The sequence below is a fragment of the Calidithermus roseus genome (assembly GCF_003574095.1).
Classification (GTDB): Bacteria; Deinococcota; Deinococci; order Deinococcales; family Thermaceae; genus Calidithermus; species Calidithermus roseus.
Genome location: NZ_QWLA01000053.1, coordinates 1 through 26,057 on the forward strand (window position 1 = coordinate 1; position 26,057 = coordinate 26,057).

Annotated in this window: 29 protein-coding genes; 16 read left to right on the plus strand and 13 right to left on the minus strand. The window is 59.9% G+C overall.

What is annotated here, in order from left to right:
• Positions 1 to 111: 111 nt before the first annotated feature.
• The 6 genes from Mrose_RS12705 to Mrose_RS12730 form a co-directional block, all read right to left on the minus strand.
• Positions 112 to 957 carry a carbohydrate ABC transporter permease gene (locus Mrose_RS12705; protein WP_119278810.1) on the minus strand — a complete coding sequence of 282 codons (846 nt, stop codon included), beginning with the start codon at positions 955 to 957 and terminating at the stop codon, positions 112 to 114.
• On the minus strand, positions 950 to 1,828 hold the full coding sequence (locus Mrose_RS12710) for a carbohydrate ABC transporter permease (protein ID WP_119278812.1): 879 nt from the start codon (positions 1,826 to 1,828) through the stop codon (positions 950 to 952). The genes Mrose_RS12705 and Mrose_RS12710 overlap by 8 nt, the downstream gene beginning before the upstream one ends.
• Positions 1,829 to 1,931: 103 nt before the next feature.
• Positions 1,932 to 3,200, minus strand: coding sequence for an ABC transporter substrate-binding protein (locus Mrose_RS12715; protein ID WP_182482800.1), 1,269 nt, complete (start codon positions 3,198 to 3,200; stop codon positions 1,932 to 1,934).
• A gap of 217 nt (positions 3,201 to 3,417) precedes the next feature.
• On the minus strand, positions 3,418 to 4,773 hold the full coding sequence (locus Mrose_RS12720) for an NAD(P)(+) transhydrogenase (Re/Si-specific) subunit beta (RefSeq protein ID WP_119278814.1): 1,356 nt from the start codon (positions 4,771 to 4,773) through the stop codon (positions 3,418 to 3,420).
• Positions 4,774 to 4,829: 56 nt separating this feature from the next.
• Positions 4,830 to 5,123: an NAD(P) transhydrogenase subunit alpha part 2 gene (locus tag Mrose_RS12725; protein WP_119278816.1), complete on the minus strand. Its 294-nt coding sequence runs from the start codon at positions 5,121 to 5,123 to the stop codon at positions 4,830 to 4,832.
• Between the two features lie 40 nt (positions 5,124 to 5,163).
• Positions 5,164 to 6,288: an NAD(P) transhydrogenase subunit alpha gene (locus Mrose_RS12730; protein ID WP_119278818.1), complete on the minus strand. Its 1,125-nt coding sequence runs from the start codon at positions 6,286 to 6,288 to the stop codon at positions 5,164 to 5,166.
• 141 nt (positions 6,289 to 6,429) lie between these two features.
• On the opposite strand from Mrose_RS12730, the gene Mrose_RS12735 reads away from it, so the two are divergent.
• Together Mrose_RS12735 and Mrose_RS12740 are read left to right on the plus strand one after the other, a co-directional pair.
• Positions 6,430 to 7,323 carry a DMT family transporter gene (locus Mrose_RS12735; protein WP_119278820.1) on the plus strand — a complete coding sequence of 298 codons (894 nt, stop codon included), beginning with the start codon at positions 6,430 to 6,432 and terminating at the stop codon, positions 7,321 to 7,323.
• 47 nt (positions 7,324 to 7,370) lie between these two features.
• Positions 7,371 to 8,021 (plus strand): TapB family protein, encoded by a 651-nt coding sequence (locus Mrose_RS12740; RefSeq protein WP_119278822.1) that lies wholly within the window; start codon positions 7,371 to 7,373, stop codon positions 8,019 to 8,021.
• A 170-nt stretch (positions 8,022 to 8,191) separates the two neighbouring features.
• On the opposite strand, the gene Mrose_RS12745 is transcribed toward Mrose_RS12740, so the two are convergent.
• The 3 genes from Mrose_RS12745 to Mrose_RS19820 form a co-directional block, all read right to left on the minus strand.
• Positions 8,192 to 8,521 (minus strand): hypothetical protein, encoded by a 330-nt coding sequence (locus tag Mrose_RS12745; RefSeq protein WP_119278824.1) that lies wholly within the window; start codon positions 8,519 to 8,521, stop codon positions 8,192 to 8,194.
• A 92-nt stretch (positions 8,522 to 8,613) separates the two neighbouring features.
• On the minus strand, positions 8,614 to 9,441 hold the full coding sequence (locus Mrose_RS12750; RefSeq protein ID WP_119278826.1) for an IS982 family transposase: 828 nt from the start codon (positions 9,439 to 9,441) through the stop codon (positions 8,614 to 8,616).
• A gap of 154 nt (positions 9,442 to 9,595) precedes the next feature.
• Positions 9,596 to 9,871 (minus strand): transposase, encoded by a 276-nt coding sequence (locus tag Mrose_RS19820; RefSeq protein WP_420808348.1) that lies wholly within the window; start codon positions 9,869 to 9,871, stop codon positions 9,596 to 9,598.
• A 1,035-nt stretch (positions 9,872 to 10,906) separates the two neighbouring features.
• Between Mrose_RS19820 and Mrose_RS19825 the strand changes: the two genes are divergently transcribed.
• From Mrose_RS19825 to Mrose_RS12800, 13 genes are all read left to right on the plus strand, one after another.
• A complete protein-coding gene (locus Mrose_RS19825) occupies positions 10,907 to 11,332 on the plus strand; it encodes a CPBP family glutamic-type intramembrane protease (protein ID WP_420808349.1) in 426 nt (141 codons plus the stop codon).
• Between the two features lie 287 nt (positions 11,333 to 11,619).
• Positions 11,620 to 11,925: a hypothetical protein gene (locus Mrose_RS18620; RefSeq protein ID WP_147371647.1), complete on the plus strand. Its 306-nt coding sequence runs from the start codon at positions 11,620 to 11,622 to the stop codon at positions 11,923 to 11,925.
• 28 nt (positions 11,926 to 11,953) lie between these two features.
• Complete coding sequence (locus Mrose_RS18625; protein WP_147371648.1) at positions 11,954 to 12,712, plus strand: CPBP family glutamic-type intramembrane protease; 759 nt, start codon at positions 11,954 to 11,956, stop codon at positions 12,710 to 12,712.
• A 274-nt stretch (positions 12,713 to 12,986) separates the two neighbouring features.
• Positions 12,987 to 13,289, plus strand: a complete 303-nt coding sequence (locus tag Mrose_RS18630; RefSeq protein WP_147371649.1) for a hypothetical protein — start codon at positions 12,987 to 12,989, stop codon at positions 13,287 to 13,289.
• A 41-nt stretch (positions 13,290 to 13,330) separates the two neighbouring features.
• Positions 13,331 to 13,993: a hypothetical protein gene (locus tag Mrose_RS18635; protein ID WP_147371650.1), complete on the plus strand. Its 663-nt coding sequence runs from the start codon at positions 13,331 to 13,333 to the stop codon at positions 13,991 to 13,993.
• Positions 13,994 to 14,183: 190 nt separating this feature from the next.
• A complete protein-coding gene (locus Mrose_RS12770; RefSeq protein WP_119278834.1) occupies positions 14,184 to 14,405 on the plus strand; it encodes a hypothetical protein in 222 nt (73 codons plus the stop codon).
• Between the two features lie 230 nt (positions 14,406 to 14,635).
• Positions 14,636 to 14,935, plus strand: a complete 300-nt coding sequence (locus tag Mrose_RS18640) for a hypothetical protein (protein WP_147371651.1) — start codon at positions 14,636 to 14,638, stop codon at positions 14,933 to 14,935.
• Between the two features lie 45 nt (positions 14,936 to 14,980).
• Complete coding sequence (locus Mrose_RS12775) at positions 14,981 to 15,694, plus strand: CPBP family glutamic-type intramembrane protease (protein ID WP_147371652.1); 714 nt, start codon at positions 14,981 to 14,983, stop codon at positions 15,692 to 15,694.
• Positions 15,695 to 15,748: 54 nt separating this feature from the next.
• Positions 15,749 to 16,465 carry a TolC family protein gene (locus Mrose_RS12780; protein ID WP_119278838.1) on the plus strand — a complete coding sequence of 239 codons (717 nt, stop codon included), beginning with the start codon at positions 15,749 to 15,751 and terminating at the stop codon, positions 16,463 to 16,465.
• 4 nt (positions 16,466 to 16,469) lie between these two features.
• The gene (locus Mrose_RS12785) at positions 16,470 to 17,129 is read left to right on the plus strand and encodes an Ig-like domain-containing domain (RefSeq protein ID WP_119278840.1); all 660 of its coding nucleotides are present in this window, start codon (positions 16,470 to 16,472) and stop codon (positions 17,127 to 17,129) included.
• A gap of 56 nt (positions 17,130 to 17,185) precedes the next feature.
• Complete coding sequence (locus Mrose_RS12790) at positions 17,186 to 18,190, plus strand: ABC transporter permease (protein WP_119278842.1); 1,005 nt, start codon at positions 17,186 to 17,188, stop codon at positions 18,188 to 18,190.
• 9 nt (positions 18,191 to 18,199) lie between these two features.
• A complete protein-coding gene (locus Mrose_RS12795) occupies positions 18,200 to 19,081 on the plus strand; it encodes an ABC transporter permease (protein WP_182482802.1) in 882 nt (293 codons plus the stop codon).
• A gap of 70 nt (positions 19,082 to 19,151) precedes the next feature.
• Positions 19,152 to 20,198, plus strand: a complete 1,047-nt coding sequence (locus tag Mrose_RS12800; protein WP_119278845.1) for a protease complex subunit PrcB family protein — start codon at positions 19,152 to 19,154, stop codon at positions 20,196 to 20,198.
• On the opposite strand, the gene Mrose_RS12805 is transcribed toward Mrose_RS12800, so the two are convergent.
• The 3 genes from Mrose_RS12805 to Mrose_RS12815 form a co-directional block, all read right to left on the minus strand.
• Complete coding sequence (locus tag Mrose_RS12805) at positions 20,192 to 21,361, minus strand: bifunctional folylpolyglutamate synthase/dihydrofolate synthase (RefSeq protein ID WP_119278847.1); 1,170 nt, start codon at positions 21,359 to 21,361, stop codon at positions 20,192 to 20,194. The two genes, Mrose_RS12800 and Mrose_RS12805, sit on opposite strands and share 7 nt — an antisense overlap.
• A gap of 88 nt (positions 21,362 to 21,449) precedes the next feature.
• Entirely contained in the window at positions 21,450 to 21,914 is a 465-nt protein-coding gene (locus Mrose_RS12810) for a hypothetical protein (RefSeq protein ID WP_119278849.1), read from the minus strand.
• A 128-nt stretch (positions 21,915 to 22,042) separates the two neighbouring features.
• Positions 22,043 to 23,701, minus strand: a complete 1,659-nt coding sequence (locus Mrose_RS12815) for a bifunctional metallophosphatase/5'-nucleotidase (protein WP_119278850.1) — start codon at positions 23,699 to 23,701, stop codon at positions 22,043 to 22,045.
• A gap of 132 nt (positions 23,702 to 23,833) precedes the next feature.
• Between Mrose_RS12815 and Mrose_RS12820 the strand changes: the two genes are divergently transcribed.
• Complete coding sequence (locus tag Mrose_RS12820) at positions 23,834 to 24,946, plus strand: PQQ-dependent sugar dehydrogenase (RefSeq protein WP_119278852.1); 1,113 nt, start codon at positions 23,834 to 23,836, stop codon at positions 24,944 to 24,946.
• On the opposite strand, the gene glnA is transcribed toward Mrose_RS12820, so the two are convergent.
• A partial coding sequence (gene glnA / locus Mrose_RS12825) for a type I glutamate--ammonia ligase (RefSeq protein WP_119278854.1) occupies positions 24,947 to 26,057 on the minus strand: 1,111 nt, incomplete at its 5' end.

Genomic DNA, 26,057 nt, shown 5'->3' on the forward strand with positions numbered 1-26,057 from the left:
TGCCAAGGGGGGGGTGAAGAAAAGGCGTCTTGCGTACGGCGTACGACGTAGAACGTACGACGCCGGGCGCAGGACGTACGACCCCCGCCCGGCGCTCGGCCACCGAAACCCCTACCCCTTCACCGCCCCCGCCGTCAGGCCCGCCACGATGCGCTGCTGGAACACCAGTACCATGATCACCAGCGGCACCGTGACGACGACCGAAGCCGCCATAATCGAGCCCCAGGGGATTTCGAAGGGCGTGGCCCCCCCGAAGGAGGCGATGGCGACCGGCACCGTCTTGACCTCGTTGCCGATGGTGAAGGTCAGGGCGAAGAGGTACTCGTTCCAGGCCTGGATGAAGGCCAGCAGCCCGGTGGTGACCAGCCCCGGCCCGGTCAAGGGCAGCATCACGCGCAGCAGGGTCTGTATGGGCGTGGCTCCATCGACGTAGGCGGCCTCCTCGAGCTCTCGCGGCAGCCCCCGGAAATAGCCCGTCAGCACCCAGATGGTGAAGGGCAGGGTGAAGAGCAAGTAGGAGAAGATCAGACCCCCGTAGGTGTTGAACAGGCCCAACTGGCGCAGCAGCACGAACATCCCCGAAAGCACCGAGACCTGCGGGAACATGGTCATAGCCAGCACGATGTAGAGCACCGCGTTCTTAGGTGGGAAGCGCAGGCGGCCCAGCGCGTAGGCCGAGAGCACGCCCAGCACCAGCGAGATCAGGGTGGCGAAGCCCGCCACGATGAGCGAGTTGATGAGGTTGCGCCCGAAGGCCGCGCCGCTGAAGACGTTCGCGTACTGCGAGAGCGTGAAGGGGATGGGCAGAAAGCTGGGGTTGGAGCTGAACAGCGCGTCGCTGGGCTTGAAGCTCGAGATCACCGCCCAGTAGAAGGGGAAGACGCTGTAGACCACTACGAAGACCACCAGCGCGTAGAACAAAACGCGCCGAACGATGAGCCAGGGCCCTTTAGTCATGGCGCCCCACCCCCCCTACGAAGCGCATGTACAGCACCACGAAGATCATGATGATGATCAAGATCGCCACCGATATGGCCGAGCCATAGCCCAGATCCTGGAAGTCGATGAGGGTTTGTCGGTTGTAGACCGCCAAGCTCTTGGTTGCCGTGTTGACCCCCGTCATCACGAAGATCACGTCGAAGACCCGCAGCGCGTCGAGGGTGCGGAAGATCAGGGCCACCACCAAAGCCGGGGTCAGGAGGGGCAGGGTGAGGGTCCAGAACTGCTGCCACTTGCTCGCCCCGTCAATGTCGGCGGCTTCATAGATGTCGGAGGGAATGAGTTGCAGCCCGGCCAGGAGCAGCAAGGCCATGAAGGGGGTGGTCTTCCACACGTCCACTGCGATGATCGCGGGCAGCACCAGATTCGGGTTGGCCAGGAAAGCGACCTTGGTGCTCAGAATGCCCAGCTTGGTCCCGATGACATTGACGACGCCGTAGATGTCGTTGAGCATCCACTGCCACATCTTGGCCGAGACCACCGTGGGGATGGCCCAGGGGATGAGGATGGCGGTGCGCACCAGACCCCGCCCCTTGAAGTTGGAGTGCACGATGAGGGCGATGGCCAGGCCCAGGATGGTCTCGAGGCTCACCGACCAGAAAGTGAACTTCAGCGTGTTCCAGAAAGCAACGCGAAAATCAGGATCCCGCAACAGAAAGAGGTAGTTCTCAAAGCCCACGAACTCGGGTCGCTCGACAAAGGCGATATCGGCCTTGAAAAAGGAGTAATAAAACACCTGGGCCAGGGGATAACCCGCCACCAGGACCACCACCAGCAAGGTTGGAAGCACCAGCAGCCAGGCCAAGCGGGTTTGACGGACAGTTAGCATCGTTCACCTGCCTTTATCCGCGAAGTGGAATTCCCATGTTGCTTGATCCAAAGCATAGCTAAAAAGCTGGGGGCTGGAAATCCCAGCCCCCGTGCCCTGAGCCTCAGCGCAGGATGCGTTGCAGCTTTGCTTCGATTTCCCGCAAGGCCACGTCGGCAGCCTTCTGGCCGCTGATGGCCTCGTGCACGCCGGTCCAGAAAGCTTCGGAGACCTGGTTGTACTTGGCCCCGGCCACGCCCGAGGGGCGGCCTACGGCGTTCTGGAACACCGGCAGCAGGTCCTTGAACCAGGGGTTCTTGGCCAGCACGTCCTTGTCGTTGTACAGCGCCGGACGGGTGGGCAGGCGGGAGAGGTTGACGGCGTTGTCCTTCTGTACCTCGACGCTGGTGAGGTAGCGCACTAGGTCGGCGGCGACCTTCTGGTTCTTGGAGTAAGCCGCAACCATGAGCTGCCAGCCGCCCAGGGTGGCGGCGTTCTTGCCGCTGGCACCAGGGCCCTTGGGTAGCACAGTCACGCCGACCTTGCCCTTGACGGGGCTGTTGGCTTCCTGAGCCAGCGCGTAGGCATAGGGCCAGTTGCGCATGAAAGCAGCATTGCCGTTCTGGAAGGCGTTGCGGGCTTCTTCCTCGGCGTAGCTGGTCACGCCGGGAGGGGCAATCTTGCCGATCCATCCGCGCACGGTGGTCAAAGCAGCGCGGGCGTTGGCGTTGTTGATGGAGATCTTTCCGTCGGGTTCGACCACCAGGCCGCCGCCGAAGGAGTAGATCCACTCGAGCGCGTCGCAGGTCAGGCCCTCGTAGCTCTTGCCCTGGAACACGAAGCCCCAGAAATCCTTGTTGTTGGCGCGCTCACCGGCCTGGATCTTGGTGGCCATAGCCTCGAGCTCGGCCCAGGTCGCCGGAGGCTTGGAGTAACCGTACTTCTGCAACAAGTCGGTGCGGTAGTACAGCAGCCCGGCGTCGGTGAAGAAGGGGATCGAGGTGAGCTTGCCCTTGATGGTGTTGTTCTCGACGATGCGGGGGAAGAACTGCGACAGCTCCTGGGCCGTGAAGAACTGCTTGAGGTCGGCGGCGTGGGGAGCGACGATGCCAGGCCAGATCACGTCGATCATGTACACGTCGACATCTGCGCTCTTGGCGGCCCAGTACTGCTGGTACAGCGCCAGGCGGTCGTTGGTGTCGGCAGGCGAATCGATGTACTCGACCTTGTTGCCGGTTTTCTTGGCCCACTCCTCGGCCTTGGCCTTCATCCAGCGGCCACCTTCACCCACCGCTGTGGAATCGCCCGCCACACGAATGGTCACCCCCTGCGCCAGGGAGGCAGCCCCCACCGTCAGTGACAGGGCCACAATCAGCCACTTGCTCAGCTTCATTGCGCTCCTCCTTACTTGCGGAAACGCTTCCAGCAGTCGGGGGCACGAAAACGGTACTCACCCAATCGGCCAAATTTGCTTTTGGTATCCGCTTAACGTGCCAAAACCTGTTGGAATTGCTTCCGGGATGCACATTACCGCCCGCAGCACATTTGTGTCAAGCCCTCGGTCCGCATTTTTCACCTGAAAAGTGCGTCGCGTCCTATGACGGATCGTCCTACAACCTCTTCAACGCCTGCACCAGTTTGCCCAGCACGTTCTGGGCGTCGCCATAGAGCATGCGGGTGTTCTCAGCGTAGAAGAGTTCGTTTTCGACACCGGCAAAGCCCTTGCCCTGACCACGTTTGATCACGATGGCGTTTTGGGCCTTGTCCACGTCGAGGATAGGCATGCCGTAGAGCGGCGAGCCCTGGCGGTGGGCTGCCGGGTTGACCACGTCGTTGGCCCCAATCACCACCGCCACGTCGGCGGTGGGAAACTCGGGGTTGATCTCCTCGAGGTCGTAAAGCTTCTCGTAGGCCACCCCGGCTTCGGCCAGCAGCACGTTCATGTGCCCGGGCATGCGCCCGGCCACCGGATGGATGGCGTATTTGACCTCGACCCCCTTGGACTCGAGCAAGTCCGACAACTCGCGCAACTTGTGCTGGGCCTGGGCCACTGCCATGCCATACCCCGGCACGAAGATCACCTTGGAGGCATAACCCAGCAGCACCGCGGCGTCTTCGACCTCGATGGGCTTGAGGCTGCCCTTCACCTCCCCACCGGCTTGCTCGACTCCGAAGCCCCCCAGCACCACGCTGGCGATGGAGCGGTTCATGGCCCTGGCCATGAGCACCGTGAGCAGCGTCCCCGCCGCGCCCACCACCGTCCCGGCCACAATCAAGGCCGCATTCCCGATGGCAAAGCCCTCAAAACCCACCGCCAGGCCGGTGAGGGCGTTGAACAAGGAGATCACTACCGGCATGTCCCCCCCGCCGATGGGCAGGGTCACCAGCACGCCGAAAGCCAGTGCCGCGACGAAAAACAGCAAGATGAAGGCCGCTGCATCGTCACGCAACAGCCAGACCCCCACCCCCACTGCGACCAGCAGCACGGCCAAGTTGAAGGGGCGCTGGGCCGGGAAGATCAGCGGTCGGCTCGAGATGAGCCCCTGTAGCTTGGCGAAGGCCATGAGGCTACCGGCGAAGGAAACCGCTCCGATGAGCGCCCCCAGCACCGCCAATGCCATCAGGCCGGTGCTCTCGAACTCTCCGCGCAACAGCTCGACCGCGGCGATTGAGCCCGCGGCTCCGCCCCCCATGCCGTTGTAGACGGCCACCATCTGCGGCATATCGGTCATGGCGACCCGCTTGGCCGCGACCCAGGCCACGACCGTGCCCAGCACGATTGCCACGAGCATCAGGCCGAAGTTCTGCATGTCGGGGGTCAGGAAAGTGACCAGCGTCGCCGCCGCCATCGCGAGGCCCGCCCACACGATGCCGCTGCGGGCCGTGCCGGGAGCCGACATGCGCCTGAGGCCGAGGATAAAGACCAGGGCGGTCAGGAAGTAGACGAGTTGAACGAAGGTATCCATAAGAAGACGTCGATAGTCGATGGTCGATAGCCAGGCGATAGACCATCGACGATGGACTATTGACCTCCCTTCGGCTTCCTCTCAAACATCTCGAGCATCCGCTCGGTGACGGCGTATCCTCCCGCAGCGTTGGCCGCGCCCAGCACCACCCCGATGAAGCCGATGGCGCGCTCGAGGGCGGTATCGGCGTGGCCCAGCACCACCATCGCCCCTACCAGCACGACACCATGGACGAAGTTGGAGCCCGACATCAAAGGCGTGTGCAAGATCACCGGAACCCGGCTGATGACCTCGTAGCCGGTGAAGGCGGCCAACAGGAAGATGTATAAAGCTGCCCAGGTGCTATCCACGCTCAGACCTCCAAGGGATGAACTAAGGTGTTCTCCACGCTCACGCTCCGACGAGGTTGCGGGTTGGCTCGTGAGTGATCTCGTGCCGATGGGTGAGCAGCGCCGCGGCCAGGATTTCATCGGACCAGTCAGGGGCCAGCTCGCCGTTTTTGATGAGCAGCCTGCACAGGTTGTAGAGGTTCTTGGCGTACATCTCGCTGGCATGAATGGGCAGCTCGCTGGGAAGGTTGAGCGGCCCGGCGATGCGCACGCCCCCGACCTCGAGGGTCTCCCCTGGCCGAGTGAGCTCGCAGTTGCCGCCCGACTCCGCCGCCAAGTCCACGATCACCGAGCCAGGAGCCATGCGGCCCACCATCTCAGCGCTCACCAGCACGGGAGCCCTGCGACCGGGGATTTGAGCGGTGGTGATCACCACGTCCATCTGACCCACCTGCTGGGCCAGCGCTCCTTGCTGGATGGCTTGCTCTTCCTCGGTCAGCTCGCGGGCGTAGCCCCCTTCGCCCTCAGCGCTGATGGGCAGCTCGATCACTTTGGCTCCCAGGCTCAAAGCCTGCTCGGCAGCCGCCTTGCGCACGTCGTAGGCCCAGACGTTGGCCCCCAGACGCTTGGCCGTGGCGATGGCCTGAAGCCCGGCCACCCCCACCCCCATTACCAGCACCCTGGCGGGGCGGATGGTCCCGGCGGCAGTGGTGAGCATGGGGAAGAAGCGACTCGACAGTTGCGCCGCGATCAAGGCCGCCCGGTAGCCCGCCACCGTAGCCTGCGAAGAGAGCGCATCCATACTCTGGGCGCGGGTGATGCGGGGGATGAGCTCCATCGCCAGCGTGCTGATGCCCCAGTCGGCCAGGGCCTCAACCCGCTTGGGGTCGCGGTGGGGGTACTGGAAGCCGATGAGGATGGCTTCGTGCGACACATGAGGCAGCGCCGAGGCCTCGAGCGGCCCCACCGTGAGCACGACCTGGGCCCCCTCGAGCGCCGCCTCCGCCGGGACGATCTGGGCACCAGCCTGCCGGTAGGCCTCGTCCGAGAAGAAAGCCGATGCCCCGGCACCAGCCTCCAGACGCACTGCGCACCCCTCCTTGACCAGGCGGGCCACCACCTCCGGGGTGAGGGCCACCCGGCGCTCGCCAGGGGCGCTTTCCTTCGGCACCGCAATCTGCACCATATGTCCTCCAGACCTGGCCTGAGTATACCCATGCTTTCGCCCGGTTGAAGCCAGGACAGCTGCCCCTTCTCCTCGCACCCCATGAGGAATTGGCAAGACAGCGATCGTGGCAAGCCCACTGAAGGGCAATACAATCAGCCCGTGCGACCCAGCAACCTCACCATCGCCCTCATCCTCACCGCTGGCGTGCTGGCGATCTCCTTCGGTTCGGTCCTGGTGCGGCTGGCCACCACAGCCGCCGGCTTTGAAAGCCCAGGGCTGAGCCTGGTCATCAGCGCCCTGCGGCTCACGGCGGCCTCACTGCTGCTGCTTCCGGCCTGGCAGGCCTTGCGCGGGGCGAGGCTCGAGGCTGGAGCCTGGATCTACGCCGTCTTAGCCGGGGTCCTCCTGGCCGTACACTTTGCCACCTGGATCACCTCGATCTCCTTCACCTCCATCGCGGTGAGCACCACCCTGGTCAACACCAACCCCCTCTGGGTGGCCCTCTTGGCTTGGCTGTGGCTAGGGCAGCGCCCCTCAGCCCTCACCCTCGCGGGCATCGCCGTGGCCTTCGCCGGGGGCGTGGTCATCGCCCTGGGCGGCAGCTCCAACCCCGGCAGCAACCCGGCGCTGGGCAACCTGCTGGCCCTGCTGGGCGCGCTGGCGGCCTCCTGCTACTTCCTGCTGGGGCGCGAGGCCCAGCGGCGAGGCTTCGGCATCGGGCTCTACGCGGCAGTGGCCTACAGCACGGCGGCGGTGGTCCTGCTATTGCTGCCCCCGCTGTTTCAGACCCCCTTTAGCGGCTACCCTCCTGCCTTTTACCTGTGGGTCGTGCTGATGGCCCTGATCCCCCAGCTCATCGGGCACACCAGTTTCAACTGGGCGGTGAAGTGGATCAACCCGGTGATCGTGACGCTGGTGATCCTGCTCGAGCCCATCGGCGCCAGCCTGCTGGCCTTCGCCCTCTTCGGTGAGCTGCCCGGAGCCCAGGTGCTCGCGGGGGCAGGGGTGATGCTGGCGGGGGTGGTGCTGGCGGTGCTGGGCAACCGCTCTTAACGCTCGAGTAACAGCTGCGCGGTAGTGTAGGGCTTGGAGGAACCGACATGAAGCATTGGGCCATACTCCTACTGAGCATTGCCGCCTTCGGCCTGGGCTGGGCCAAGTGCGACCACCCCTATTACCCGGTGCGCGAGGGCTGGACCTGGACCTACAAGCAGAGCGGCCAAGTCAACGAGACCTACAGCCTCACCGTCACCAACGTCAGCGACCAGGGCTTCACCCTGCGCTACACCACCAAGGAAAGCTCCTTCGACCTGCGCTGGCGCTGCGACGCCAAGGGGCTGATGTCGCTCGAGCAGGCTTCCCTGGGGCAAAGCCAGGGCCTCAAGCTCGAGACCATCGGCTCGAGCGGCGTCGCCATCCCGGCGCAGTTCAGGGTAGGGTTGAGCTGGAGCTACAGCTACAACCTCAAAGGTAGCCTCGACAGCGGCGGGCAGAAGATGACCATAACTGGAAAATCGAACACCGACGCCAAAATCGTGGCTCTCGAGGCGGTTAGGGTGCCCGCCGGGACTTACCAGGCCTTCAAGGTCGAGACCACCACCAAGACCGAGATGGCCATGAACGTCGGCGGCCAGAACCAGCCCATGCCCGCCCAGAGCTTCGCCGGGACCGCCTGGTACGCGGAGGGGGTGGGCATGGTGAAGTCGGTGATGGCGGGGATTACGACGGTGTTGGTGTCGCTGAAGAAGTAGCTGATAGCTGATAGCCAGACGCAAGACGCAAAACGCTAAACGCGGGTCGTACGTCCTGCGTCGTACGCGAGACGCCTTGTTCCCCCCTTGGCAAGGGGGGCTGGGGGGGATACTCCTTGCCCCGGCGCCGGGGAGGGGTGTTCCTTTCGCCACTAGCCATGGGCCTTTCCTCATGTCAGGCGGATCCACAGCCACACGCCTAGGGCGAACGCCGTGGCCAGGCCGAGGACGGCGCGGAAAGTGCGGATGAGCAGGTGGGCGCCGAAGAAGAGGATGGCTCCGCTTCCGGCCATCACGGCCCCGACTACGGAGAGCCTCGAGGCCACCCCTTCGACGAAGCCGGGCAGATCCACGCGCACACGCAGCAGGTTCTTGCTCAGGGCGGGGTCGGGGGGGTGGTTGGCGATGAACAGGGCTCCCCAAGCCACCAAAGCTCCCAGCGCGATCAGCAGGCCGCCCAGTAACTCGAGCCAGAGGGTAGAACTCAGGGTCGGGCGCATGGAACCAGCCTACGGGTTTGGAGCCGAAAGCTGAAGCGTTGGCGTCGATAATCCCTCCGGACCCCATGCGTTAGGATAACCCAAGTTGCTACCTACAAAACGCTAGCCAGACGCTTGAAGTTGTGGGCAAAGATGAACCCCCAGACCTTGAGCACGAAGCCTTTGAGGGTCGTGGCATGAATGCGTTTGGGGAACAGCTCGGTTAGGGCAGAGCCTACTGACTCGATAATCCTCCGGCCCTGTAGGGCAATCCACTGCGAGGTTTGCTGGTATCGTTTGGAGTTCCTCTTTCGCACAGCCCGCAGCCGAATGCCCTCCCCCCTCTGCAACTCGTCCTCCGCCAGGTAGTCGGTGTACCCCCGATCCACGTACAGCTCGCTTCCCTCCGGCAGGTTCAGCGGCATCAGGTACAGTCCCTGCACATCCGCAACAGACCCAGGGGTGCACAGCACCTCGGTGATGAACTGCTGGTCGGTGCAGACCAGGTGCAGCTTCAGGCCGTGAAAGTAGACCCGCTTGCTGGGGATGTAACCCCGGTAGGTCAGGCCTGGGGCCAGGCGGCAGCGCGGGGCGCGGATGTTCTCACAAACCGGGAGGGGGAAGGTGTCGAGGACGTAGTGCTGGGCGGAGGAGAGATGCTGCCACAAGGATTGGCACAGGGGGAGCAGGTGGGGTATCCCATGGGACAGGCTGTGCAGGCGGTGGCAGAACCGACTTCTGGAAGGAATAAAACTGAACAGGGCGTGTTCTTGGCAGTAGGCCAGGGCATGTTTGTGCTTGCCGGAGAAGAAGACGGCGGCCAGTACCCAGATGGTGAGGACGACGCTGGCGGGGGTCTTGCTCTGGGGGTCGTCCTTGTGTCCGAGGGCTTTGAGCAGATCGTCTATAATGCAGAAGGCCACTAGAACGGTCCAGTTCATAGTGGCCTTCATTGTTCTACATGCATCGTCTGAATAGGTAGCAACTTGGGTTACCTTTAGCTTGGGGGATACGCACTGACGGTTTGGCTTTCATGGGTACTGGCCGGATACACCGCTAAAGACACAGGTATGCCCCGCGCTTCGGTGAGGGCTATCACGGTGCAGCCTTTACCCTTGTGCCCCCAAGCTCGGCAGTCGCCCCCCTTTTGACCTGGACCTGACTGCCGTCCAGGCTCCCCTGGCTCAAGTCCAGCTTCCCCGCCGCCCACAGCTTGCCCAGTATCTGCGGCCACAGGCGGTCCCATAACCCTTCCCTCACCCAGCGGTCGTGCCAATAATGGCAAGTACTCCCGGCTGCGTAGCCCTCGACCTTGGGGATGTCCCGCCAACGACACCCCGTCTTCAGCCGGTACACGATCCCGCTCAACACCTCGCGGTCCTGGCTGCGCTTACGCCCCCACGCCGCGCCGTGGCGCGGCGCCAGGGTGGGGCGGCAACAGCGGTGCGATCACCGCCCACTGTTCGTCGCTCAGTCGAGTGTCGTCCACCCCTTCAACTTAGCCCATCCCCGCATTCTTGGCTAGCGAAATAGTCGATACCTAGAGACGAGCTTTTCTCTATGGGAATTTGAGGAGTTTAGGTATGGTTGGTAATGCTCAGAAAAGAGCTGGCAAGGAGGGCTTAAATGCTTAGAGAGTTAAGCATCACGGAACAAACAACTGTAGTCGGAGGATGTGACACTCCTGGCCTTAGCATGGAGGCATTATGGGACTTCGGTTGTGCTTTTGGGGGTACAGGCGGTGGTTTCCCCTTTTTTGGGAAGTCTTTTCCCGAGGTAATTGATGCAGACGGTGTTAATGCCCTCCCTAGAGGGGGGGGGTGGGGACTACCAGGGCTACGCTCCCACTTCAATATATAGCGATCCTGCATTTATGGATGGATGGGAAATAAGTGCAGGTGATCCGTATAACCGCGTAGATAGCAAGTACTGACAAAAAGCTCTGGGACGATGGAAACAACTATCGTCCTAATAATTTTGTTCAACCAAGTGCTCTTCTATTGACTTTCCCAAATCCTGGGGACCCCACGGCAAACGCATAGATTGGGTAAAGGCATGAAGGAAGGCTTCCCGCGGGGTACTTCAGTAAGTCCTAGCTGAGTTGGTGAGAATGATATGAGGAGTACAATATATGCCTCTGCGGCGATATTTATCTTTCTTGCACATGCATGGCCTGATTGGATTGGATTCATAGTAAACATCTCCATCTTTGTAATATTTTGGTTGTGGTATACACGAGCCACATCCCTTACTGTAAGAACCCTTACTAGATTCAAAGACCCTGGAACCGGCCTCCTTCTCATCGTATTGGGGTGGTTGTTAACCTCGCTAATCCACTCCCCATCAGTGGCCTTTAGAGAGGGGAATCCACTGGTAAGTATTGTGAGATTGGGGTCGTCTTATGACATGGTTATTTTGGCCCCCTTTCTAGAGGAGATCTGGCGTGCAGTTGCTCTATCAGCGTGGGTGATTTTCCCAAGAGAAGCGATATTTTTGTCCTCAGGGCTTCACGCCCTCTCTCATAGCAAGCTCCTATTTATTGAGGATAGCTTCATTATTATGAACATGTTTATATTATCGTCCTTGATTGCAACAACGTTAATGCTTCGAAATGGTTTTTGGGCGGCCTTCTTGTTTCATGTTCTTGGCAATAGCTATCGTCCGGCTCTCAATATTCAGTCAATGCTCTCGGATGCTTTAGTATACCTTGTGTACTGTATCACGTCTGTTTATTTGATTTTGTTATTCGCTAGGATGGCATATAGGGCATATAAGGATTGTGTCCAAGAGATAGATCATTTGATTCCAGGTCTTCTAAGAAGACATATGTAGTTATGCATGTATAAAGAGCAACCCCCATGTCAAGTCAAATGAGAACAAGGTGTGAAACGGGAATAATAGTGATTACCTACTTTTCCAGCGCCGACATCGCTACCTACGAACGTTGGCCGCAATAGCGGTTGAAAGGAACTCTCCTGAGCTACAGGCTCGATGTAGAGCTGTGCCAGATAGTAATCGAATACTTCGGCGTAAGTTAACGAATTGATATATTGTGCCCTTTCTGCTGTTTGCTAGTATTTGGAAATGCCGGGCGGTAGCGGCCTGGCAAGGAGGAGAGCATGAAATTGGTTGAACTTACCCAACAAGAAATGCAGAATGTGAGCGGCGGTGACGGAGAAACCTGCTTTTATCCTCTTCAAGTCATGATAGGCAACTTCGGTGTTGCAATCGGTATATGTAAGCCCGACGGCGAGCCAGCGGAGTACAAGTTTGAATTCGGCTATGGTCCCGTTATTAGAGAATCTAGTATCCCTGGTGAGCCCTGGCATGGTGTTCCTGGTGCAGATGCATATAACGGATATCATCCTTTCAATGGTCACGGTAATGGTGAAAACCGTATGACATATGTTTCAGAGCTAACTTGAATTGGCTCAGGGGAAAGTAAGCTTACCGATGGTTAAGTTTTCAATAGGGCAGCTGAAGGGCGCGTGTTCATTGATAACACGTCATCCTCTGGTTGCCCTATTGCTTACCACTGAGGCTATTCTTTGTATTGCTCTAGTTAACGAATTGATTAATTCGGCTCCTGGTAAAAAGCTGTATACCCAGAACTTATTGAGTGCCTTTTGGTATATATTTGCGCTTGTTGGCTTTTGGGGCTTGGGTAAGGTTAGACAATCTTTGCTTTGCCCCCCTTCATTCAGCTTTGTTTGCAGAGTTGGATTGCTGATGATTTTTATCGACTCTCTTATTGGGAGTGCGGAAAATGCAGCCTTGGCATCGATGGCTAAAGATAGCCATTTAAAAACTCTGATCTTATCGCCACTTTTAGAGGAAGTTGGTAGGGCGGGCTTGATATACTCTGCACCCTCGTTGTTGTCCAGTATGCTTCACTCGCTTGTGTTTAGCTTTGCCCATAGTGACTTTGTTCCAACTAATTCCTTGCACTGGTTTATTCGTATGTATGGCCTGTTTTTGTTTTCCTTTTCAATGTATTTGGTCATCCTGCGCACAGGCAGTGTATGGAACGCTATACTTTTACACTTCCTACTTAATGCTACTGAAATAACAATATCAATAGGTTTTATCCCACGCCATGCTTTTATAGCGATATCGCTTATCACTGGTAGCCTCATTGTGCTTAGATTGGCCGTCCATGTGAATAATTTTCGGCAAGAACGAGGATCTGGATGTGGAACTTCAATCAAATAATCGAAGTAATCTATATACACCGCTCAAGGCTGATATTACTTCGTAATGTGGCCAAACCCTCTTTTCTAGCACTGACATCGCTGCGTATAAACGCTTAGTTTTGGTGGCCGTCGAAAGGGGCCCTGATGTATTGCAGACTTCGAATAGAACTACATTAGAATTAGATGGCAATCGAATACTTCGAATAAGTTACTGAATTGATATATTGTGCCCCTTCTGCCGTTTGCTAACATTTGGAAATGCCGGGCGGTAGCGGCCTGGTAAGGAGGAGAACATGAAATTGCTTGAGCTGACAATGGAGGAAGCACTAACTGTAAGTGGCGGTGGTGGGCTAGAAATCGAAATTTGCTTCGGACCATGTTTCAAATTTGGAATTTCCACGAGTGAGGGGGCCTATGGCGGTTACTCTGGTTTTGGTATTGGTATAGGACCAGCCACTGTCAAACTTGTAGACGAGAATGACCTGAAGTCCTTCAGGGAAGAAGCAAAGAAGCTCGAGGTCGGCATTCCTAGAGGCCATGGCGGCACCAACGACCCGGATCTTGTTGGCTTATCGTCGCCAAGCGTTCTTTACTGAAAGCAGAGGCGGATAGATGGCATCTATCCGCCTATGTTGCCATGAAGACTATTAGAGTCCTTAGTGTCCTAGTCCATATAAGTGTTGTTGCTGCGATATTAGGCCTGTTATTTTTAGGAACTAACACAATCTTCAGGTATTTCTTTGTTTTATACTACTGGTCAGCCTGTATATGGGGGATTCTTAAAATTGATAAAAACCTTTACCTACGCCTACCATCAGCAAAAGTTGTAATCCCAAACCTGCTCCTGATGGTTTTTTTGCTTGGGATCCTTCGCGGGATTGCTGGATGGGGAACTTCACCTACGGGCCTCGATGCCCTAGTCTACAACTTTCTAGAGGAAATGGGGCGGTTCAGCTTATATTATCTTGGCATTCATCCATTGACAACTACGGTTATGTGGATACTGGCTCATCCGCTTCCGGGCCATATATCGTCCATTTATACTGGTTCCTTTCTACTCTCTTTTATCGTCCTGCTTTTCTATGGTTACATGCTATTAAGAGTAACGGTGAAGTCCAAATCGGTTTGGAATGCTTATTTGATTCATATGTTTGTTAATTTTATTCAAGTGAGGGCGTATGCTGACACTGAACGGGAATACACAGCACTATTACTCCTCTTGACTGCCATGTTAATAATTGGATTCTTCGTACATAGATGGTCCTTAAACGATATTCCTGAGGATGGTTCCCACCAGTGAGTATGCAGAGGACTCGCAGACATGCCGCCGGGCTCAGTGAAGGGCCGCAGGCCCCCGAGGGGGTGGCAGTAGGCCATACCGGCTTTGCCGGTAACCTGGGCGATGCCGGTACTCAGGCGGCATGCTCGTCTGCGCAGGGCAAGGGTCAATCGGGTCAAACTGCCTGGAGTGGTAGGCTGGAATCATATCAATGAATGCCACTTCTTTGGTTTACGACTTCATGCCAGACCGAGGCGTAGGGGTGTTTGAACCGCACCCTGACCAGGTGCAACGCCAGCAGATCGGCATCGCCCACCTTGGGCCAAGCAGATATCCAGCCGATCCCGGCGGGATGCTTGTCTGCGCCTGGTTGCTCCACCACCTGCGCTTCGGCAGTTTCCGCGTCAGCCAGCGCCTGATCACAAAGATGTAGTGTCGAACTGAGGTATCATTCTTCTCGGGACGGCCCATAGCACCGTTCCTTTTCCTTTATCCCGCCCTATATGTCAAACCCCTAAACGGGGTAGCTATGTAAGGGAGTTGTATGGCAATCGAACATTTCGACATAAATTATCGAACACAATATATTGTGGTTTTTTTGCTGTTTACTAATATTAGGAAATACCAGGCGGTAGTGATCTGGTAAGAAGGAGGAAAAGGAAAATGCTCAGGAAACTTGGCAATCTCGAGACTCACGATATTATTGGAGGATATATGACAGACAAACTGGATGGGGGATGGATAGCCCCATCGGACCCGCCTCCTGATATAGATTTTGCTACGGGCGACAAGGTTAGCGGTATTTTCCTGGTTGAGTGGCGTGAGCGGCTCGGGCAGGGCAGTGGTGGTACAAGCACCACTGCAGTCAATCCCCTGGCTCCCACAGATAACCCCTCCCAGTTCATGGATGGTTGGGAGATCCACCATGGCGATCCTTACGACCGTGTGGGGCAAAAATACTAAGAATGCGGGGCACCGGAATCCCCGGTGCCCCGGAGGTGTTCGATCGTGAGATTGACAATATACGTGTTCTCCCTTCTCTTCTTTTTCTCCATGTATGCCAGTGCAACAAGGTCGAGCCTCTATTTAATCATAGCTTTCACCATCGCGTTTTGGATGTGGTACGCGGGTAGTTTCCGAGTGGCTCGGGAGCTCTTTTTTAGGGTAAGAGATATAGGTCATGGCTCGCTGCTCATCATTGGCTTCTGGCTGTGTACCTCCCTCCTAGGATCGGTAGCTGCTACGCAATGGCCCGATCAGACCTACTTGAAATTAATAGAAGTCGGTAAAATCTGGAATTCTTATACAATAACTCCTTTTATCGAAGAACTATGGAGGTTAGTGATCATAGCCTCTTGGCTGCCCTTCCCCTTAGAAGCGGTTTTCCTGAGCACGATAATATTTACCTTTTTGCATAATGGCCCCTTTAGCGACTTTATGCCTGTATTAGCAACTGCGCTACTCATTGTAACTTCCCTGGCTCTCGTCATTCTTACACTGCGCTTTGGATTCTGGGCGGCCTTCCTGCTTCATGCGATGTGTAACAGCTACCGGCCCATATTCAACCTTACAGGGCTGATGGATGAACCTATTTTCCACTACCTGTACTGGGCCGTTTTCATAGGGATCGGCGTGATACTTGGGATCGTGGCGTACAAAATGTGTCTCAGTTTCGGGAAGGAGATGGAATTGAGTTCCTCAAAACCAACTAAATCGCTGTAAGGCCGGCTTTTTATTGGCTTGTCATAGTCTGGGTTTGAGTAGGAGCAGATTGGCATGGCTCTCAAACAAATCTGCATGACTGTTCTGGGACATCTATGTATCGGTATTATCAGCTTGGTGGTAGCGCAAGTTAATCAGGCCTCCTTTTCCAGTGTCGATATCGCCACCTATGAACGTCTGGTTGCAATAGCTGTTGAAAGAGACTCTGCTGTGCTACAGGCTCGAGTGGAACTTCAACAGGCACAACTCAATGAGAGCTTAGCGGGGTTATTGTCTCAGGCAGTCTCGATTGATATGGCGGTTGGCACAAGCACCACCACCTTCGAACAAGCTAAGCCCAATTACTCAGCCTCACTGAATCTGGATGTCACCAAACTGCTCGCCCCCAGGGTTTCTACCGTCGAAGCCAAGCAGGCTGCCTTGGATGCCCAGGTAAGGCAACTGCGGGTGCGGGTCATGCAGGCCTTTACCAACTATAAGGTGGCGCTGGTGGCTGCTCAGAACGCGGCTTCCGTGGTGGAGAGCAGGCTCAAGCAATTGGAGATCAGCAAGCTTCAGGTGAAGGCTGGGGCGCTCGCGCCGGGAGAGTTGTTACGGGCACAGGATGCCGTAAACGACGCCCAGGTGGCGCTCTACAAGGCCAACGGGGATTTGCTGGTAACCAAACTGCAACTCGCCCAGGTGGTAGGCGTCGAGCTGGAAGACCTGAACGCACTGCTGAAAGGTGAGGTCCCCCCAGGTCTCAGGAAGACCCCCCAGAAGTCCTCCTAAGATTATGCGACTAGCCTGCTTTCTCATAGTTCTTCTGTCTCTTGTGGGGTGCACCCCTGCTCTGACGGTTCAGATCACCAGCCCCAATCGAGATGTGACCACCAATGGCCTCGTGAGCTTTCAGGTATTTGTGTCCGGAGGAACGCCTGACGCTGTGCAACTGCTGATGGACGGGAAACCTTTCGCCACCCTGTCTCCTCCTTACCAGTACACCCTGAACGCCTCGAGCCTCAGCGAGGATACCTACGAGTTTTCTGCCAGGGCCATCGTCAACGGCAGGAGTTTCGAAGGGGGCCTGGTCAGGGTAACGGTGGATCGCACCTCTCCTATCTTGGTCGAACGGTCTCCTTTGCCCGACGCGATCGGTGTTGCCGCTGATAGCTCCATCCGGCTAACTTTCAGCGAGCGTGTAGAAGCCATTACGGCTCCGGGTGCAGCGGTGATCCTGCAGGTTGGCGGAAAGGTCGTCAATACGACGGTGGGGTTATCCAGTGACGGAAGGACGCTGGCGATTACCCCGGTAAATCCGTCAGATTTAGCCTGTACAACGGTATCCCTCGAGGTCAGAAGCGGGATTGCCGACCAGGCTGGAAATCCCCTGGTAGTGCCCGCACCCAACCCCTGGTCCTGGCAGACTTTAGGCGATGCGTGCCCTAAACCCTGACTTTAGGGGTTCACAAGTTATGCCCTGCTCGGTATTATCGGCAGACAGGTGTACACATGTGGGCTTATGTTGCTCGTCGTCTGCTGGGCTTAATCCCGGTGCTGTTCGGAATTTCGCTGTTGGTGTTCGGCTTTCTTCGCGCCATCCCCGGCGACCCGGCGGTGGTGATGCTGGGTGAGCGGGGCACGCCCGAGCAGATCGAAGCGCTGCGGGAGAAGCTGGGGCTCAACCGACCCCTGCCCGAGCAGTACGTCATCTTCGTCGGCCAGCTTTTGCGGGGGGATCTGGGCAGGAGCAGTTTCAGCCTGCTCGAGGTGCGCGACCTGCTGGCGGCCAAGTGGCCCGCCACTTTCGAGCTGGCGGTCTCGGCCATGGTGGTAGCTATCATCATCGGGGTGCCACTGGGCATCCTGGCCGCTGTGCGCAAGAACAGCATCTGGGACAACCTGGCGACCAGTTTTGCTTTGGTGGGAGTGTCGTTGCCTGTATTCTGGCTGGGCTTGATGCTGGTCTATTTGTTCGCCGTAAACCTCCAGTGGCTGCCCTCGGGTGGACGGCTCTCCGTCGAAGCCGACGCCTTTTTCCGGCCCATCACCGGCTTTTACGTGCTCGACTCCCTCATCCAGCGCAAGGCCGTCATCGACGTGCTGTCCCACCTGGTCCTCCCGGCCCTCACCCTGGGCACCATCCCGCTGGCCATTCTCACCCGTATCACCCGCAGCGCCATGCTCGAGGTGCTCTCGCAGGACTACGTGCGCACCGCACGGGCCAAGGGCCAGGCTGAGCGGGTGGTGATCTGGCGGCACGCGCTCAAGAACGCCCTGCTGCCGGTGGTCACCATCATCGGCTTGCAGTTTGGCACTCTGCTGGGGGGAGCCATCCTGACCGAGACCATCTTCTCCTGGCCGGGCATCGGAAGCTGGATCTACGAGGGCATCATCAACCGTGACTACCCGGTGGTGCAGGGTGGGGTGGTCTTCGTGGCTTTTGTCTTCGTGCTGATCAACCTCCTCGTGGACCTTTCCTACGCCCTCCTAGACCCGCGCATCCAGTACCGATAAGGAGTCCTCATGGCTGCAACCGCAACTGCTCCCTCGCGCGTGGAGACCCCCACGCGCATGGCGCTCAAGCGCTTCATGAAGTCGACCTCAGGCAAGATCGGGCTGGCGCTGGCGACATTCCTGGTGCTGCTGGCCCTGCTCGCGCCGGTCATAAGGCCCTACAACCCGGCCACCGACCGCGACTTCCTCAACATCAAAAAGCCCCCCTCTACCGAACGCTTTTTCGGCACCGACAACCTAGGCCGCGACGTGTTCACCCGCGTCATCCACGGTAGCCGCATCTCCTTGCAGGTAGGGCTGGTGGCGGTGGGCCTGAGCCTGAGTATCGGAACTCTGCTGGGCCTGGTGGCGGGCTACTTCCGGGGGAACCTCGAGGTCTTCATCGGCTGGATCACCGACATCCTGCTGGCCTTTCCCAGTACGCTGCTGGCCATTGCCATCGTGGCGGTGCTGGGCTCCAACCTGACCAACGCCATGATCGCGGTGAGCGTGACGCAGATCCCCGTCTACATCCGATTGGCTCGTAGCGTGGTGCTAAGCGTGCGGGAGCTGGAGTTCATCCAGGCAGCCAACGCCCTCGGGGCTCCCAGCCACCGCATTCTGCTGCGCCACCTGCTGCCCAACGCCCTACCCCCGGTGATCGTGCAGGCTACCCTGTCCATCGGGACGGCCACGCTCGAGACCGCCGCACTGGGCTTTTTAGGGCTGGGCGCCCAGCCTCCGGCCCCCGAGTGGGGCGCCATGCTCTCCGACGCCTTCCGGCAGGGACACTGGCTGGATGCGCCCTGGATGATGATATTCCCCGGCTTCTTCATCCTGCTCACCGTGCTGGCTTTCAACCTCCTGGGCGACGGGTTGCGCGACGCGCTCGACCCGAGGGCGAATAAGTGAGGCCAGGCGATCATCACGCTGGAGCGTAAGCCAGCGCGCTTTTCTCATCAAAGCGTTTTAGGATGGAGCCATGAGGCGATTGCTCGCGGTGTCGCTGCTGGCCTTGGGTCTGACTTCCTGTGTCTTCGAGCCGCAGCGCCCTTATTACAACGTGACCGACGTGCAGATGTTCTTTCCTGAGTCCAGCGAGCGGTGGCTGTACTTCTATGGCGACAGCATGCTGGTGTTGAACGGGCAGCGTAGCCTGCGCCTGGAGCCCAAACCTGCGGGGCAGAGCAACATCTGGGAAGTAAAGGATGCTCTGTGGGTCAATGGGGAGCCGGTTTTGCGCGAGGTCGCCCCGCGCTGGAGCCGCACGGTCGCGCTCACCGTGAGCGCCCTGCCCTCGAGCAGGCTGGTGCTGCGCACCGAGCAGGAGATCGAGTCGGCCTGGTACTACGACGGCTCGAGCTGGTACCAACTCAGCGCCTCGGTGGAGGAGGGCCGCCAGGTCGTGAGCGATCCCCAAGCCCGCACCCCCGAGCTCGAGGGCCTGACGGGGGCAGAGGAGCAGGTGCTACTGCGGGAGATTCTGGCCCGCCGCGGAGGCCGTCCGGTGGTGCTTTACGAGATCACCCCGCCCCTCCAGCGCTTGCGGCTGGAGCCCGGGCCCTTCCTCTACCGCCAGGCCGGTCTGGTGGTGCAGTATGGTGTGCCTCAGGAACTCATCGTGATCCCCGAACCCCCTACCGTGAGGGTGCTGACCCAGGGTTCGCAGAGCACCTACAGCGATACCCTGCCGCTGGCGTATGTCGCTACCAACCCCATCGCCTACTCGCGCTTCCGCAGCTTCCTGCCCGACGCGCCCAGCGTCAATTTCAGCGAGGTGAGCCTGGCGGCCTTATTTATCGGCCAAAAGCCCACAGGCGGCTACTCAGTGCGCTTCGTCTCAGCCCGCCAGCAGGGCACGACCTGGGAGATCACGGTCAGCCTGATCAGTCCTGCCCCTGGCGCAATCGTGACCCAGGTCATCACCAGTCCCTACCTGGTGTTGCAGATTCCGGGCAGGCCCAGTCGGGTGATCTTCCGCGATACCTCGGGCCGACTCATCGCCGAGGGCACTCCCTTCGTTCAGTGACCTCCCAGCCTTTTGAGGAACTCACCCACCAGGTACAAAGAGCCGGTCACCAGCACCGGCTCTTTGCCTTTTCGGGCAGCGCGGGCGTCCTCGAGGGCCTGCAGGGGGTCCTCGAAAAAGGGCGCGCCGTGCACGGCTTCCAGCGTAAGCGCGTCCAAAGCCCCGGCCCCGGCGCTGGTGTAGCGTACCGAGCGGGCCTTTGGCAACAGAATTTCCAGCACCTGGCGGTAGTCTTTGCGGGGGAAGGCCCCATAGACCAGGTGGTAGCCGCTGAGTTCCTGGACCAGGGCTCGAGCGGCGGGCGGGTTGTGGGCCCCGTCGAGGATCAGCTCGAGCCCCCGCCACTCCACGCGCTGCATGCGGCCCGGATGCCTGGCCTGGGTGATCCCCTGGGCGATGGCTGCCTCGCGGATGCCCAGGAGGCGGGCGGCGGCGGCGGCCAAACGGGCGTTGATTCGTTGGAAGGTCCCGCTCAGGGAGGGCTGGCTGGGCAGGTCGAAGAGCGAATTGCCCTCGCTGAGCACGTGCAGAGGTGCGCCCTTCTCCCGTGCGATTCTACGCACGATCTCCAGCGCCACTCCCTCGGCTGCCGTCACCACCGGCACACCTGGACGGATGGCCCCGGCCTTGTCACAGGCCACCGCCTCGAGCGAGCCCCCCAGCACCTCCAGGTGGTCCTCCCCCACGTTGGTCAAGACCACGAGCGCTACGCGTGGAAGGACCCGCGTGGCGTCGAGCAGCCCGCCCACCCCGGCTTCCACCACGGCCAGCTCCACCTCCTTGCGGGCGAAGTGATCGAAGGCCAGGGCCACGCTGTGGTCGAAGAAGGCGATACGCTCGGGAAAGGTCTGCTTCCTGGCCCACTCCACGAAGCCCACCACCTCCTCCGGAGGGATCAGGCCCCATTGGGTGCGAATCCGCTCGCGGAAATCAATCAGGTGAGGGCTGGTGGTAGCCCCGTAGCCCACCCCTGCTGCGGCCAGGGTGGCCTCGAGAAAAGCCACCACACTGCCCTTGCCGTTGGTCCCCACCACGTGGAGCGCCCTGAAGCGCTCCTCGGGATGGCCCAGCCGCTCGAGCACCGCCTGCACCCGGCTCAGGCCACGCGGCCCGCCCGCCCTGCTTTGGGCGTAAAGCCAGGCCACGGCGTCTTCGTAAGTCACGCATCCATTGTAGTGGTGTGCTCAGAAGGATCAGAAGGCTAAACGCAAGACGCCGAAAGCGTTGGCAGCCAATAGTCGACACCTGACCTCAAATCAACGTGCTCAGCTTGACCCAGGTGACGGCCAGCAGCCACACCCCGGCCCAGGTATACACGTAACGCCGTTTCCAACCCAGCAGTACCAGCACTCCCGTCAGCAGGTCGTTGAGGGCGATGAACCAGACCATGGGCTCGAGCGGCAAAGGGATCAGGCGCAAGAAGCTGCGCTCCATGAGCCTGAGGAAGGTGTTGGGATCGATCAGGGCGCTGAGGCTGTTGACCAGGAAGATGCTGGCGAAGCCCAGGCGGAAGACCCAGTGCAGCGGGTGCGAGGTCACCATCCACAGGCCGGTGGGGTTGTCAGGGGTTGGGCTGGGGTCGGGTTCGGTCAGGCGCAAGGCCAACTCGATCTCCTGCAGCGGCCAGCCCTTGGCGAGCAGGCGGGAGCGGATTTCCTCCGGGTGAATGGCCCGGCTGCGCTGGAACTGGACATAGGCGATAAGACGCGCCGACATGGGCTAGATTGTGGCACAGACCGAAAATGCATTGTAGTGAGCGAACATTAATCAAATCAGGGTTCACGCTTCGTTTGGCAAAGCAAAACCTGGGGCTGTCACCCCAGGTTTTGGACCGGGCAGGAGGTTTAGGCCAGGGCAAAGCGCTCGGGTTGATAGGGGGCGGGCTCGAGGCTGGCTCTGGGCTCGTTGAGGATGGTGATGCGACCTTCCTCCTTGGCATCGACGGTGCCCAGGCTGCGCACGTACTCCAAGAAGGCCTCGGCGTCGCCGAACCCAGTATCGTAGCGGGCCCCCTTGGCGTTCTTGAGGCTCTCGAAGCCGTCGCCGCCGGTGGCGATGAAGTTGTTGACCACCGCGCGGTAGGTGGCAGCGGGGTCGATGGGCACGTACTGGCCGTCCTTGAGCACCTCGACCTTGGTCACGCGGCTGCCCACGGGCCTGGCCAGGTCGAAGGTGTAGCGCAGCCCGGCCACTCCCGACAGGAAGCGCCCGGCGCCCTGTTCCCACTGGGAGACGCCGTTCTCGAGCGCGGCGATCACCTCGGCCCCGGTGAGGTCCATGACCACCAAGGTGTTGCCGAAAGGCAGCACCTCGTAGATCTTGCCCACGGTGATGGGACCGGCGGGGATCGTCGCCCGCACCCCGCCACCGTTTTGCAGCGCGATCTGGGTCTTGGCTCCCTTGGTCTTCCACAGCATCCCGTCGGCGATGAGGTTGGAGAGGTTGCTCTCCCGCTTGCGCACGACGGTGCGCTCGCCGTTGAGGAGGGTGCGGGTCTGGGCCACCACCTGCGCGTTGAGGGCGGCGATGGGTAGGGAGTAGACCCGCACCGCCTCGGCGGCGTAAGGGTCTTCACGGTACTTCTGCTCGGTGACCAGGATGGCCTCGCCCTTGTGGCCGACCAGCAGGCCCTTGTCGTCGAACTCGAGGTTGAGCTTGCCCACCACCTTACCCCACTCCCACGCCTGCACCACCAGCACGTCGCGGCCCTCGGGGTTCTTGACGATGGTGGGGTAGGGCCCGGCGGGCTGAAGTTCCTTGGCCTCGAAGCTGCCCAGCAGGGTGTGGCTGTGCCCCCCCACGATGACCTGCGCGCCTACGATCTTCTTGCCGAGCTCGAGGTCGGCCAGATAGCCCAGGTGGGAGAGGATGACGATCTTGTTCACGCCGCGCGCCAGAAGCTCGTTGATGGCCTTCTGCGCGGCAGCGGCGGGGTCGGTGAAGGAGACGGTGGGGCCAGGATTGGCGATGATGGCGGTGTCGGGGGTGGTCAGGCCCACGATGCCGATGTTCTGGCCCCCCACGCGCACCACGGTGTAGGGCTGCACTTTGGAGAGTTTGGGCTCCCTGCTCACGTCCACGTTGGCCCCCAGCACGGGGAAACGGGCCCCGTCGAGGAAGGCCGCCAGCGCGTCGGGGCCAAGGTCGAACTCGTGGTTGCCCAGGGCCATCACCCGCACGCCCTCGCGGTGCATGAAGTAGCGGTCGGCTAGGCCGTGGTACTGGGTGAAGTAGAGGGTGCCCTGAAACACGTCGCCTGCGTGCAGAAACAGCGGGTTGGGTTCACTGGAGCGCAACTGATCGTACAGGTGAATGCGCCGAGCCACGCCCCCGACCTTGACCTTCTGGCCCCCCAGGGTGAGCTCCACGGGATCGATGTGGGCGTGGGTGTCGTTGGTGTGGATGATGGTCAGGCGGAAGACCCCGCCGCCCTGGGCGTGGCCCAGACCCGCAGCCGCGAGGCCCGTAGCCAATCCGGCTTTGAGTACGTCTCTGCGTTTCATCTTTTTCCCTCCTCGCACAATCATAAGCTTCCCAGGGTCAGCCATGGATCATGTATCCAAAACTTGCCCCTCCTGTGAGGGATTGTGGACTCTTTCCCCCACATCTCATGCAAGCTGTCTAAACTGAAGACCATGCCAAAGCTGATTTTCGTGTTGTTGCTGTTGGGGCTGGCCCAGGCTCAGAATCTCGGCTTCAGACTGGTGGCTTCGGACCTGGAGCGGCCCACCTTCCTGACCTACGCTCCCGATGGCTCAGACCGGCTATTCGTCACCGAGCAGACTGGCAAGGTGCGGGTGATCCAAGGAGGCAGGCTGCGCCCTGAGGCCTTTCTGGACCTGAGCAACCGCATCGCCTGCTGTGGCGAGCGGGGACTGCTGAGCCTGGCGTTCCACCCTGACTTCAAGAACAACGGCTTTTTCTTCGTCAACTACACCCGCAGCCCCGATGGGGCCACGGTGATCGCCCGCTACAAGGTGGCTGCCGAGGGCAACCGGGCCGACCCCGCTTCGGCCAGGGTGCTCCTGGTCATTGAGCAGCCCTTCGCCAACCACAACGGTGGGCAACTGGCCTTTGGTCCGGATGGCTACCTCTACATCGGCATGGGCGACGGTGGCAGTGGGGGAGACCCGCTGAACCATGGGCAGAACCTCAACAGCCTGCTGGGCAAGATCCTGCGCATCGACGTGAACAAGGAGGAAAACGGCAGACCCTATGCCATCCCCCCCGGCAACCCCTTCGTAGGCCGCCAGGGGGCCCGCCCGGAAATCTGGTCCTACGGTTGGCGTAACCCCTGGCGCTTCAGCTTCGACCGTGAGACCGGCGACATGTGGATCGCCGACGTGGGCCAGAACCAGTGGGAGGAGGTCAACCTCGAGCCCAGGGGCAGGGGCGGCCTCAACTACGGCTGGCGCCTGATGGAGGGCAGTGCCTGCTACAACCCCTCGAGCAACTGCAACAGCGGCAACCTGGTGCTGCCGGTGCTGGAGTACGACCACTCCCAGGGCTGCTCGATCACCGGGGGTTACCGCTACCGGGGAAGGGCGATGGCCAGCCTCAGGGGGGGCTATATCTACGGCGACTACTGCTCGGGCCGCATCTGGGTGGCCACCGAGCAGGGGGGCAGGTGGGCGGCCCGCCGGAGCTTCGAGACCGGCTACAGCATCAGTTCCTTTGGCGAGGACGCCGAGGGCGAGCTGTACGTGCTCGACCACCGGGGCGCAGTGTACCGCCTCGAGCTCAGGTAGCTAAATGTCGTAGTACATGGCGTACTCGATGGGGCTGGGCCGCAGCCGGACCTGCGCGGCTTCTTCGCGCTTGAGGTCGATCCAGGTCTCGAGCAGTTCGCCGCTGAAGACGCCTCCCTCGAGCAGAAAGTCGTGGTCGCGCTCGAGGGCGTCCAGCGCCTCCTCGAGGCTCTTGGGCAGGGTCTTGATGCGGCGGGCCTCGCGGGCGGAGAGGGTGTAGAGGTTCTTGTCCGTCGGGGTGGGTGGGGTCAGTTCGCGCCGGATGCCGTCCAGACCGGCCATCAGCATCGCAGCAAAAGTCAGGTAGATGTTGCCCGAGGAGTCGGGGGGGCGGTACTCGATGCGCTTGGCTTTGGGGTTGGTGGAGTACATCGGCACCCGGATCGCTGCCGAGCGGTTACGGGCGGAGATGATCAGGTTGACCGGGGCTTCGTAGCCGGGCACCAGGCGGCGGTAGGAGTTGACGGTAGGACTGGTGATGGCGCTCAGCGCCGGACCGTGGGCCAGCAGGCCCGCCGCGTAGTGCATCGCCAGCTTGGAGAGGCCTGCGTAGCCCTTGGGATCGGTGAAGAGGGGCTGGCCATCCTTCCAGAGGCTCTGGTGGGTGTGCATCCCCGAGCCATTGTCACCGAAGAGAGGCTTGGGCATGAAGGTAGCGGTCTTGCCGTGCCTTGCTGCGACGTTCTTGACCACGTACTTGTACTTGTAGAGCTTATCGGCCATCGCGGTAAGGGTGTCGAAGCGCATGTCGATCTCGGCCTGGCCCGCGGTGGCTACTTCGTGGTGGTGCAGTTCCACCTCGATGCCTATGTTCTCCATCAGACTGACCATCTCGCCGCGGATGTCCTGGTGCTTATCGGAAGGGGGCACCGGGAAATAGCCTTCCTTCTTGCGGATCCAGTGTCCGTCGCCGAACTCGTTGGAGTTTGGGTGGGCCTCGACGGACTCGACCGTGTAACCGAAATCGAAGGGATCGTTCCTGAAAGCCACCCGGTCGAAGATGAAGAACTCAGCCTCCGGGCCCATGTACACCGTGTCAGCGATCCCGGTGCGCCGAAGGTATTCCTCAGCCCGCTTGGCTACCTGGCGGGGGTCTTTGGGGTAGGGGGTG

What these genes read in the sequence shown, in the direction of transcription:
- Mrose_RS12705 (WP_119278810.1), bottom strand. Translation starts at nt 957, where the DNA reads ATGACTAAAGGGCCCTGGCTCATCGTTCGGCGCGTTTTGTTCTACGCG.
- Mrose_RS12710 (WP_119278812.1), bottom strand. Translation starts at nt 1,828, where the DNA reads ATGCTAACTGTCCGTCAAACCCGCTTGGCCTGGCTGCTGGTGCTTCCA.
- Mrose_RS12715 (WP_182482800.1), bottom strand. Translation starts at nt 3,200, where the DNA reads ATGAAGCTGAGCAAGTGGCTGATTGTGGCCCTGTCACTGACGGTGGGG.
- Mrose_RS12720 (WP_119278814.1), bottom strand. Translation starts at nt 4,773, where the DNA reads ATGGATACCTTCGTTCAACTCGTCTACTTCCTGACCGCCCTGGTCTTT.
- Mrose_RS12730 (WP_119278818.1), bottom strand. Translation starts at nt 6,288, where the DNA reads ATGGTGCAGATTGCGGTGCCGAAGGAAAGCGCCCCTGGCGAGCGCCGG.
- Mrose_RS12740 (WP_119278822.1), top strand. Translation starts at nt 7,371, where the DNA reads ATGAAGCATTGGGCCATACTCCTACTGAGCATTGCCGCCTTCGGCCTG.
- Mrose_RS12745 (WP_119278824.1), bottom strand. Translation starts at nt 8,521, where the DNA reads ATGCGCCCGACCCTGAGTTCTACCCTCTGGCTCGAGTTACTGGGCGGC.
- Mrose_RS12750 (WP_119278826.1), bottom strand. Translation starts at nt 9,441, where the DNA reads ATGAACTGGACCGTTCTAGTGGCCTTCTGCATTATAGACGATCTGCTC.
- Mrose_RS19825 (WP_420808349.1), top strand. Translation starts at nt 10,907, where the DNA reads ATGGTTATTTTGGCCCCCTTTCTAGAGGAGATCTGGCGTGCAGTTGCT.
- Mrose_RS18620 (WP_147371647.1), top strand. Translation starts at nt 11,620, where the DNA reads ATGAAATTGGTTGAACTTACCCAACAAGAAATGCAGAATGTGAGCGGC.
- Mrose_RS18625 (WP_147371648.1), top strand. Translation starts at nt 11,954, where the DNA reads ATGGTTAAGTTTTCAATAGGGCAGCTGAAGGGCGCGTGTTCATTGATA.
- Mrose_RS18630 (WP_147371649.1), top strand. Translation starts at nt 12,987, where the DNA reads ATGAAATTGCTTGAGCTGACAATGGAGGAAGCACTAACTGTAAGTGGC.
- Mrose_RS18635 (WP_147371650.1), top strand. Translation starts at nt 13,331, where the DNA reads ATGAAGACTATTAGAGTCCTTAGTGTCCTAGTCCATATAAGTGTTGTT.
- Mrose_RS12770 (WP_119278834.1), top strand. Translation starts at nt 14,184, where the DNA reads ATGAATGCCACTTCTTTGGTTTACGACTTCATGCCAGACCGAGGCGTA.
- Mrose_RS18640 (WP_147371651.1), top strand. Translation starts at nt 14,636, where the DNA reads ATGCTCAGGAAACTTGGCAATCTCGAGACTCACGATATTATTGGAGGA.
- Mrose_RS12780 (WP_119278838.1), top strand. Translation starts at nt 15,749, where the DNA reads ATGGCTCTCAAACAAATCTGCATGACTGTTCTGGGACATCTATGTATC.
- Mrose_RS12785 (WP_119278840.1), top strand. Translation starts at nt 16,470, where the DNA reads ATGCGACTAGCCTGCTTTCTCATAGTTCTTCTGTCTCTTGTGGGGTGC.
- Mrose_RS12790 (WP_119278842.1), top strand. Translation starts at nt 17,186, where the DNA reads ATGTGGGCTTATGTTGCTCGTCGTCTGCTGGGCTTAATCCCGGTGCTG.
- Mrose_RS12795 (WP_182482802.1), top strand. Translation starts at nt 18,200, where the DNA reads ATGGCTGCAACCGCAACTGCTCCCTCGCGCGTGGAGACCCCCACGCGC.
- Mrose_RS12800 (WP_119278845.1), top strand. Translation starts at nt 19,152, where the DNA reads ATGAGGCGATTGCTCGCGGTGTCGCTGCTGGCCTTGGGTCTGACTTCC.
- Mrose_RS12810 (WP_119278849.1), bottom strand. Translation starts at nt 21,914, where the DNA reads ATGTCGGCGCGTCTTATCGCCTATGTCCAGTTCCAGCGCAGCCGGGCC.
- Mrose_RS12815 (WP_119278850.1), bottom strand. Translation starts at nt 23,701, where the DNA reads ATGAAACGCAGAGACGTACTCAAAGCCGGATTGGCTACGGGCCTCGCG.
- Mrose_RS12820 (WP_119278852.1), top strand. Translation starts at nt 23,834, where the DNA reads ATGCCAAAGCTGATTTTCGTGTTGTTGCTGTTGGGGCTGGCCCAGGCT.